Raw genomic sequence first — 10,425 nt, 5'->3', positions numbered from 1 at the left:
TTGGGGGTTTCTGCCCCAGGGTTCCTCCTCAGTTCCTTTTTCTTTCGGGGGGGGTTTTTTGGGCGGGTTTTGACCCCCCCTCTGGGTTTCCCGACCCGGCCTTTTGCGTCGGTGCCGGCTGTCGGTGCCGCGGGGTAAGGTGATCACGTTCCGCCCGCTTCCGGCGGCGGCCCGTCGCGGGGGCTCCCTGCGGTCAGGGCGGCCGGCCGTGTAACGCGGAGGGCGGTCGGAGCGATGGAGATGCCGAGGTCCACGGTTCGGCCGGGCCTTGACGAACGGCACGCGGCGCGCGATTCTCGAGGCGCGCGCCGACACCCGCGAGGGCGGTTGGCCGTTAGTTTGAGTGGCCCCTGGATGCATAACCAAGGGCCGCGGCGGGAAATGACTCGGTGTGAGTCAGCGGTGGGCCACGGTCGGTCGACCAGTGAGCAGCCGTGAGTGAGACGCGGTGCCGGCCTCAGGCGAGGTTGGGCACCGCTGCAGTGCGCAGTGGCAGTGGCAGGACGAGCAGTAGGGAGCGTCCGATTCGGTCTCCGAATCAGGGCTGGACAGCAGTGTAGCTTTTGGCTACACTGTCCCTTTGCGCTGCCTGTTAGCTGCTCCGTGACTCGTCGCCCGGAGTCTGCGCTGCCCTGACCTGGGGTTTTCCTCCCCTCGGCAAGGCCCGGCCGGTATGCGCGTAGTGAGCTCCGAGCCCTCGGAAGGACCCCCCTCTTGGCCGCGCCGCGCAACGCCTCGAACAATTCCGCCGCATCCACCGCCCCGCTCCGCGTCTCGTTCGCGAAGATCAAGGAGCCCCTCGAGGTCCCGAACCTCCTGGCCCTGCAGACCGAGAGCTTTGACTGGCTGCTCGGCAACGCGGCCTGGAAGACCCGGGTCGAGGAGGCGCTGGACTCTGGTCAGGACGTCCCCACCAAGTCCGGTCTGGAGGAGATCTTCGAGGAGATCTCGCCGATCGAGGACTTCAGTGGGTCGATGTCGCTGACTTTCCGCGACCACCGTTTCGAGCCGCCGAAGAACTCCATTGACGAGTGCAAGGACCGCGACTTCACCTTCGCGGCCCCGCTCTTCGTCACGGCCGAGTTCACCAACAACGAGACCGGTGAGATCAAGTCTCAGACGGTCTTCATGGGCGACTTCCCGCTCATGACCCACAAGGGCACGTTCGTGATCAACGGCACCGAGCGTGTCGTCGTCTCGCAGCTGGTCCGTTCCCCGGGCGTCTACTTCGACTCCACGCTGGACAAGGTGTCCGACAAGGACATCTACTCCGCCAAGATCATCCCCTCCCGCGGTGCCTGGCTGGAGATGGAGATCGACAAGCGCGACATGGTCGGTGTCCGCATCGACCGCAAGCGCAAGCAGTCGGTCACCGTACTGCTCAAGGCGCTCGGCTGGACCAACGAGATGATCCTCGAGGAGTTCGGCGAGTACGAGTCGATGCGCGCCACCCTGGAGAAGGACCACACCCAGGGCCAGGACGACGCGCTGCTCGACATCTACCGCAAGCTGCGCCCGGGCGAGCCGCCCACGCGTGAGGCCGCGCAGACGCTGCTCGAGAACCTCTACTTCAACCCGAAGCGCTACGACCTCGCGAAGGTCGGCCGCTACAAGGTCAACCGCAAGCTGGGCAACGCCGAGTCGCTGGACTCCGGCGTGCTCACCGAGCCCGACATCATCGGCACCATCAAGTACCTGGTGAAGCTGCACGCGGGCGAGACCGAGTGGCGTGACGACGCGGGCCGCGACATCGTGGTCGAGGTCGACGACATCGACCACTTCGGCAACCGCCGCCTGCGCAACGTCGGCGAGCTCATCCAGAACCAGGTCCGCACCGGCCTGGCCCGCATGGAGCGCGTCGTCCGCGAGCGGATGACCACCCAGGACGTCGAGGCGATCACGCCGCAGACCCTGATCAACATCCGGCCGGTCGTCGCCTCCATCAAGGAGTTCTTCGGCACCAGCCAGCTGTCGCAGTTCATGGACCAGACGAACCCGCTGTCGGGCCTGACCCACAAGCGTCGTCTGTCCGCGCTCGGCCCCGGTGGTCTGTCCCGTGAGCGGGCCGGCTTCGAGGTCCGTGACGTGCACCCCTCGCACTACGGCCGCATGTGCCCGATCGAGACCCCCGAAGGCCCGAACATCGGTCTGATCGGGTCGCTGGCCTCGTACGGCCGGGTGAACGCCTTCGGCTTCATCGAGACCCCGTACCGCAAGGTCGACGAGCAGGGTGTCGTCACCGAGCACGTCGACTACCTGACCGCCGACGAGGAGGACCGCTACGTCATCGCGCAGGCCAACGCCCCGCTGACCGGCGACAACCACTTCGCCGAGCCGCGTGTCCTGGTCCGCCGTCGTGGCGGCGAGATCGACTACGTGCCGGGCACCGAGGTCGACTACATGGACGTCTCGCCGCGCCAGATGGTGTCGGTCGCGACCGCCATGATCCCCTTCCTCGAGCACGACGACGCCAACCGCGCGCTCATGGGCTCGAACATGATGCGCCAGGCCGTCCCGCTGCTGCGCAGCGAGGCGCCGCTGGTCGGCACCGGCATGGAGTACCGCTGCGCCGTCGACGCCCAGGACGTCATCACCGCCGAGAAGGCCGGTGTGGTCCAGGAGGTCTCGGCCGACTACGTCACCGTGGCCAACGACGACGGCACGTACAACACGTACCGCGCCGCCAAGTTCACCCGCTCCAACCAGGGCACCGCCTTCAACCAGAAGGTGCTCGTGGACGAGGGCGTGCGGGTCGAGTCCGGCCAGGTGCTGGCCGACGGCCCGTGCACCGACGAGGGCGAGATGGCGCTGGGCAAGAACCTGCTCGTCGCCTTCATGTCCTGGGAGGGCCACAACTACGAGGACGCGATCATCCTGTCGCAGCGCCTCGTGCAGGACGACGTCCTCTCCTCGATCCACATCGAGGAGCACGAGGTCGACGCCCGTGACACCAAGCTGGGCCCCGAGGAGATCACCCGGGACATCCCGAACGTCTCCGAGGAGGTCCTCGCCGACCTCGACGAGCGCGGCATCATCCGGATCGGCGCCGACGTCGTCACCGGCGACATCCTGGTCGGCAAGGTCACCCCGAAGGGTGAGACCGAGCTGACCCCGGAGGAGCGCCTGCTCCGCGCGATCTTCGGTGAGAAGGCCCGTGAGGTCCGCGACACCTCGCTGAAGGTGCCGCACGGTGAGTCCGGCAAGGTCATCGGCGTCCGCGTCTTCGACCGCGAAGAGGGCGACGAGCTGCCCCCGGGCGTCAACCAGCTGGTCCGGGTCTACGTGGCCCAGAAGCGCAAGATCACCAACGGTGACAAGCTGGCCGGCCGTCACGGCAACAAGGGTGTCATCTCCAAGATCCTCCCGGTCGAGGACATGCCGTTCCTCGAGGACGGCACCCCGGTCGACATCATCCTCAACCCGCTGGGTGTCCCGTCCCGAATGAACCCGGGACAGGTCCTGGAGATCCACCTCGGCTGGCTCGCCCAGCAGGGCTGGGACGTCTCCGGCCTGGCCGACGAGTGGGCCCGCCGCCTGCAGGCGATCGGCGCCGACAAGGTCGAGGGCGGCACCAACCTCGCGACCCCCGTCTTCGACGGCGCCCGCGAGGACGAGATCACCGGTCTGCTGGACAACACCACCCTCACCCGTGACGGTGAGCGCCTGGTGAACTCCACCGGCAAGGCCCGGCTGTTCGACGGCCGCTCCGGCGAGCCGTTCCCGATGCCGATCTCGGTCGGCTACATGTACATCCTCAAGCTGCACCACCTGGTCGACGACAAGCTGCACGCCCGTTCGACCGGCCCGTACTCGATGATCACCCAGCAGCCGCTGGGTGGTAAGGCGCAGTTCGGTGGTCAGCGTTTCGGTGAGATGGAGGTGTGGGCCCTCGAGGCGTACGGCGCGGCCTACGCGCTGCAGGAGCTGCTCACCATCAAGTCGGACGACGTCCTGGGCCGCGTGAAGGTCTACGAGGCGATCGTCAAGGGCGAGAACATCCCCGAGCCGGGCATTCCCGAGTCCTTCAAGGTCCTCATCAAGGAAATGCAGTCGCTCTGCCTCAATGTGGAGGTGCTGTCCTCGGACGGCTCCAACATCGAGCTGCGGGACTCCGACGAGGACGTGTTCCGCGCTGCCGAGGAGCTCGGCATCGACCTGTCCCGGCGCGAGCCGAGCAGCGTCGAAGAGGTCTGACGGAGGTTGGGCCGGCCCGTCCGCCGCTTTCGGATCGGAAAGCGGCGGCGGCCGGCCCGCCCCCAGGCCCCCCTCAGACCACAGACAGACTCTCGATTCACGAAAGAGGGCTTGACGACCAGTGCTTGACGTCAACTTCTTCGACGAGCTCCGCATCGGCCTGGCCACGGCTGACGACATCCGCCAGTGGTCGCACGGCGAGGTCAAGAAGCCGGAGACCATCAACTACCGCACGCTGAAGCCGGAAAAGGACGGCCTTTTCTGCGAGAAGATCTTCGGTCCCACCCGGGACTGGGAGTGCTACTGCGGTAAGTACAAGCGCGTCCGCTTCAAGGGCATCATCTGCGAGCGCTGCGGCGTCGAGGTGACCCGCGCCAAGGTGCGCCGCGAGCGGATGGGCCACATCGAGCTGGCCGCCCCGGTCACCCACATCTGGTACTTCAAGGGCGTGCCGAGCCGCCTCGGCTACCTGCTCGACCTGGCGCCGAAGGACCTCGAGAAGGTCATCTACTTCGCCGCCTACATGATCACCTGGGTCGACGACGAGCGCCGTCAGCGCGACCTGCCGTCGCTGGAGGCGCACGTCGCCGTCGAGCGCCAGCAGATCGAGAACCGTCGCGACGCCGACCTCGAGGCCCGCGCCAAGAAGGCCGAGACCGACCTGGCCGAGCTGGAGGCCGAGGGCGCCAAGGCCGACGTGCGCCGCAAGGTGCGCGAGGGTGCCGAGCGCGAGATGAAGCAGCTGCGCGACCGCGCGCAGCGCGAGATCGACCGCCTCGACGAGGTCTGGGCCCGGTTCAAGAACCTCAAGGTCCAGGACCTCGAGGGCGACGAGCTGCTCTACCGCGAGCTGCGCGACCGCTTCGGCACCTACTTCTCCGGCTCGATGGGCGCGGCGGCCCTCAAGGACCGCCTCGAGACCTTCGACCTGGCGGAGGAGGCCGAGCGCCTGCGCGAGATCATCCGCACCGGCAAGGGCCAGAAGAAGACCCGTGCGCTCAAGCGCCTCAAGGTGGTCTCCGCCTTCCTGCAGACCAGCAACAAGCCCAACGGCATGGTGCTCGACTGCGTCCCGGTGATCCCGCCGGACCTGCGTCCGATGGTGCAGCTGGACGGTGGCCGCTTCGCGACCTCCGACCTGAACGACCTGTACCGCCGCGTGATCAACCGCAACAACCGCCTGAAGCGGCTGCTCGACCTCGGCGCGCCCGAGATCATCGTGAACAACGAGAAGCGCATGCTCCAGGAGGCGGTCGACGCCCTCTTCGACAACGGCCGCCGCGGCCGCCCGGTGACGGGCCCCGGCAACCGTCCGCTGAAGTCCCTCAGCGACATGCTGAAGGGCAAGCAGGGTCGTTTCCGTCAGAACCTGCTCGGCAAGCGCGTCGACTACTCGGCCCGTTCGGTCATCGTCGTCGGCCCGCAGCTCAAGCTGCACCAGTGCGGTCTGCCCAAGGCCATGGCGCTGGAGCTCTTCAAGCCGTTCGTGATGAAGCGCCTGGTCGACCTGAACCACGCGCAGAACATCAAGTCGGCCAAGCGCATGGTCGAGCGCGCGCGCCCGGTGGTGTGGGACGTCCTCGAAGAGGTCATCGCCGAGCACCCGGTGCTGCTGAACCGTGCGCCCACCCTGCACCGCCTCGGCATCCAGGCCTTCGAGCCGCAGCTGGTCGAGGGCAAGGCCATCCAGATCCACCCGCTCGTCTGCACCGCGTTCAACGCGGACTTCGACGGCGACCAGATGGCCGTCCACCTGCCGCTCTCCGCGGAGGCGCAGGCCGAGGCCCGCATCCTGATGCTGTCCTCGAACAACATCCTCAAGCCGGCCGACGGCCGCCCGGTCACCATGCCGACCCAGGACATGGTGCTCGGTCTGTTCTTCCTGACCTCGGACCGCGAGAACGTGAAGGGCGCCGGCCGCTCCTTCTCGTCGACCGCCGAGGCGATCATGGCCTTCGACGCCCGCGAGCTGGACGTCCAGGCCCCGATCGACCTGCGCCTGCCGATCGGCACCGTGCCGCCCCGCGGCTGGGCCGCGCCGGTGGACGAGGAGGGCCAGCCCACCTGGTTCGAGGGTGAGCCGTTCCGCCTGACCACCACCCTGGGCCGCGCGCTCTTCAACGAGCTGCTGCCCGAGGACTACCCGTTCGTCGACTACGAGGTGGGCAAGAAGCAGCTCTCCGCGATCGTCAACGACCTGGCCGAGCGCTACCCCAAGGTGATCGTCGCGGCGACCCTGGACAACCTGAAGGCGGCCGGCTTCCACTGGTCGACCCGTTCGGGCGTCACCGTCTCCATCTCGGACGTCGTGGTCCCGCCGAGCAAGCCCCAGATCCTCGAGGGCTACGAGGCGCAGGCCGAGAAGGTCCAGAAGAACTACGAGCGCGGTCTGATGACCAACGACGAGCGCAAGCAGGAGCTCGTCAACATCTGGACCAAGGCGACCAACGAGGTCGCCGAGGCGATGAACGCGAACTTCCCGAAGACCAACCCCATCTTCATGATGGTCGACTCGGGTGCTCGCGGAAACATGATGCAGATGCGTCAGATCGCCGGTATGCGTGGTCTGGTGTCGAACGCGAAGAACGAGACCATCCCGCGTCCCATCAAGGCCTCGTTCCGTGAGGGCCTGTCGGTGCTGGAGTACTTCATCTCCACCCACGGTGCCCGTAAGGGTCTGGCCGACACCGCGCTGCGTACCGCCGACTCGGGTTACCTGACCCGTCGTCTGGTGGACGTCTCGCAGGACGTGATCATCCGCGAGGAGGACTGCGGCACCGAGCGCGGCCTCAAGCTGGCGATCGGCCACCGCGAGGACGGCGTGCTGCGCAAGGCGGAGGACGTTGAGACCAGCGTCTACGCCCGCATGCTGGCCGAGGACATCTCGGTCGACGGTCAGCTGCTGGCGACCGCCAACACCGACCTCGGTGACGTGCTGATCGACGAGCTGATCAAGCACGGCGTCGGCGAGGTCAAGGTCCGCTCGATCCTGACCTGCGAGTCCGCGGTCGGCACCTGTGCCTTCTGCTACGGCCGCTCGCTGGCCACCGGCAAGCTGGTCGACATCGGTGAGGCGGTCGGCATCATCGCCGCCCAGTCCATCGGTGAGCCCGGCACCCAGCTGACCATGCGTACCTTCCACACCGGTGGTGTGGCCGGTGACGACATCACCCAGGGTCTGCCGCGTGTCGTCGAGCTCTTCGAGGCCCGCACCCCCAAGGGTGTGGCCCCGATCTCGGAGGCGCAGGGCCGCGTCCGGATCGAGGACACCGAGAAGACCCGCAAGGTCGTCATCACCCCGGACGACGGCACCGAGGAGATCGCCTACCCGGTCTCCAAGCGTGTCAAGCTCCTGGTGAGCGAGGGCGAGGCGGTCGAGGTCGGCCAGAAGCTGACCATGGGTGCCACCAACCCGCACGACGTGCTGCGGATCATGGGCCAGCGTGCCGTCCAGATCCACCTGGTCGCCGAGGTCCAGAAGGTCTACAACTCGCAGGGCGTGTCGATCCACGACAAGCACATCGAGATCATCATCCGGCAGATGCTCCGCCGCGTGACGATCATCGAGTCCGGCGACGCCGAGCTGCTGCCGGGCGAGCTGGTCGAGCGCGGCCGGTTCGAGACCGAGAACCGTCGCGTGGTCTCCGAGGGCGGTCACCCCGCCTCCGGCCGTCCGCAGCTGATGGGCATCACCAAGGCCTCGCTGGCCACCGAGTCCTGGCTGTCGGCCGCCTCCTTCCAGGAGACGACCCGGGTGCTCACCGACGCGGCGATCCACGCCAAGTCGGACCCGCTGCTGGGCCTCAAGGAGAACGTCATCCTCGGTAAGCTCATCCCGGCCGGTACGGGCCTGCCCCGCTACCGCAACATCCGGGTCGAGCCGACCGAGGAGGCCAAGGCCGCGATGTACTCGGCCGTCGGCTACGACGACTACGACCTGTCGCCGTTCGGCGCCGGCTCCGGCCAGGCGGTCCCGCTGGACGACTACGACTACGGCCCGTACACCGGCTGAGTCGGGTAGCTCCGAACGCCGCTGGGCGGTCACCCTCCGGGGTGGCCGCCCAGCGGCGTTTCTCGCCGGTGCCGGTGAGTCCGGGCCCGACCCTCCCTCCCGCGGGGGAGGGGGAGAGACCGCTCGGTCCGGCGATCCGCGACCGGGGGGTCGGCGGGCAACCTGGGGGTGTCGGCACGGAGGGCCCGGGCCGACGGACCCAGGGGGACCCGACATGAACCAGCGTCTGGCCAAGCTGCTCGGCTGCACCGCGATCACCGGCATCGTCGCCTTCGGCGCCACCGGCTGCTTCTGGGACGCCGACCAGCACAAGGAGGTCAGCTACGGGATCAGCCAGCCGGTGAAGAAGCTGGTGGTCAAGGGCGACACCGGGGCGGTCGACGTGGTCGGCGGCGGCGACGCGGTCACCGTCACCGAGCACCAGACCTACAAGGACGGGCAGCCGGCCACCACCCACCGGGTGAGCGCGGACGGCACCCTGACCCTGACCTACGACTGCCGCAACTGCGGCGTCGGTTACGACGTCCACGTGCCGGCCGGCACCGTGGTCGAGCTGACCGAGGACACCGGTGACATCGAGCTGTCCGGCCTGACCGCCGACGTGCAGGCCGACGTCGACACCGGGCAGATCCGGGCCACCGGGCTGGGCGCGGACAAGGCCCGGCTGCACACCGGGACCGGCAGCGTCACCGCCGCCTTCACCGCCAGGCCCACCGCGGTGGACGCGCACACCGAGACCGGCTCGATCTCCATCACCGTGCCGCAGGGGGTCGGCTACGCGGTCTCGGCCGGCGCGCAGACCGGCTCGGTCGACGTCTCGGTCCCGCAGGACGGGTCCACCGGCCGGACCATCAACGCCCACACCGAGACCGGCAGCGTCTCCGTCGCCAATGGCTGAGCCGGTCGGGCCCCCGTCCCGCCACGAGTCCCCCGGTTCCCCGCTGAGGTGGGGCGATAGGCTCCCGGCGGCCGCGGGAATCGGGGGAGGAGCGGACGTGAACGTGCTGACGCGCGGGGAGGCCCGGCTGGTGGCGTCCAGCCGGTGGGTGCGGGAGCGGCTCGGGGCGGTCAACCCGTACCTGGTCGACACCCTGCTCGCCCTGGTCTCGGCGGCCGTCTCCTGGTGGGCGGTGCACAACGACGACGTCCGCTGGCCCTGGTGGGCCTACGCGCTGGCGGTCGGCTGCTCCGTCCCGCTGCCCTGGCGGCGCCGGGCGCCGTTCGCCGTCTTCTGCGCCTCCTCGACGGTCTCGGCCGTGATGGGCGTCTACGCGCACTCGGCGCAGCCGCAGATCTCCGTCTACGGGATCCTGGTCATCTACACCCTCGCCGACCTGGGCCGGGAGTGGCAGCGCTGGCTGATGCTGGCGATCCTGGTGCCGGCCCAGTTCCTCGGCACCCGCTCGATGAACGGGATGATCTTCAGCGAGGTCACCGCGGTCGGCTCCTTCCTGCTCGGCACCGCGATGCGCGAACTGCGCCAGCTGGCCCGGGTGGAGGCCGACCGGGCCCGGGAGGTCGGGCTGCGCGCGGCCAGCGACGCGGCGCGCGCGGTGGCCGAGGAGCGCGGCCGGATCGCCCGTGAGATGCACGACATCCTGGCGCACGCCGTCTCGCTGATGGTGATCCAGGCGGAGGCCGGCCCGCTGGTGGTGCACCGCGACCCGGAGAAGGCGGTGCGGACCTTCGACACCATCGCCGACGCCGGCCGGGACGCCATGGTGCAGCTGCGCCGGGTGCTGGGCGTGCTCAAGGAGGAGGGCGCCGCGCCGCAGCTGGCACCGCAACCCCGGCTGCCGGAGCTGTCGGCGGTGGCCGCCCGGGTCCGGGCGGCGGGGGTCGAGGTGCGCCTGGAGCTGCCCGAGCCGTTGCCGGCGCTGCCGGCCGACGTGGAGGCGGCCGCCTACCGGATCGTGCAGGAGGCGCTGACCAACATCATCAAGCACTCCGGCGCCGACGCGGCCGAGGTGCGGATCGCCTCGCAGGGCGGGGAGCTGGCGCTGGCGGTGCGCGACAACGGCCGCGGGCCGGCGGGGGCGGCGGCGGAGCGGGTCTCCGGCTGGTCCGGCGGGCGCGGGCTGCTGGGCATCCGGGAACGGGCGCAGCTCCGGCGGCGCGGCGGTGAAGACCCGGAACCGGCCGTTGTACAGCGGGACCATCACCAGGATGCCCCGGTCGGACTGGAAGTAGTGGACCGCGTCGCGCTGCAGGTCGCCCTC

Annotated in this window: 4 protein-coding genes; all 4 read left to right on the top strand. The window is 69.0% G+C overall.

Features of this window, described 5'->3' with window-relative positions; translation table 11 throughout:
• Positions 1-714: 714 nt before the first annotated feature.
• Positions 715-4,194 (top strand): DNA-directed RNA polymerase subunit beta, encoded by a 3,480-nt coding sequence (gene rpoB / locus ACQRUO_RS28740; protein ID WP_428319013.1) that lies wholly within the window; start codon positions 715-717, stop codon positions 4,192-4,194.
• A 121-nt stretch (positions 4,195-4,315) separates the two neighbouring features.
• Entirely contained in the window at positions 4,316-8,206 is a 3,891-nt protein-coding gene (locus ACQRUO_RS28735; RefSeq protein ID WP_428319012.1) for a DNA-directed RNA polymerase subunit beta', read from the top strand.
• A gap of 214 nt (positions 8,207-8,420) precedes the next feature.
• Positions 8,421-9,104 (top strand): DUF4097 family beta strand repeat-containing protein, encoded by a 684-nt coding sequence (locus tag ACQRUO_RS28730; protein ID WP_428319011.1) that lies wholly within the window; start codon positions 8,421-8,423, stop codon positions 9,102-9,104.
• Between the two features lie 97 nt (positions 9,105-9,201).
• The coding region (locus ACQRUO_RS28725; RefSeq protein ID WP_428319010.1) for a sensor histidine kinase at positions 9,202-10,425 on the top strand (1,224 nt) is incomplete at its 3' end.

The sequence above is a fragment of the Kitasatospora sp. LaBMicrA B282 genome (genome assembly GCF_050325825.1).
GTDB lineage: Bacteria > Actinomycetota > Actinomycetes > Streptomycetales > Streptomycetaceae > Kitasatospora.
Note: the sequence above shows the minus strand (reverse complement) of the source record. Positions and strands in the feature narration are given on the sequence as shown.

Bases quoted from the DNA above. Each gene is read 5' to 3' on its own strand.
- ACQRUO_RS28730 (WP_428319011.1), top strand. From the start codon at position 8,421: ATGAACCAGCGTCTGGCCAAGCTGCTCGGCTGCACCGCGATCACCGGC.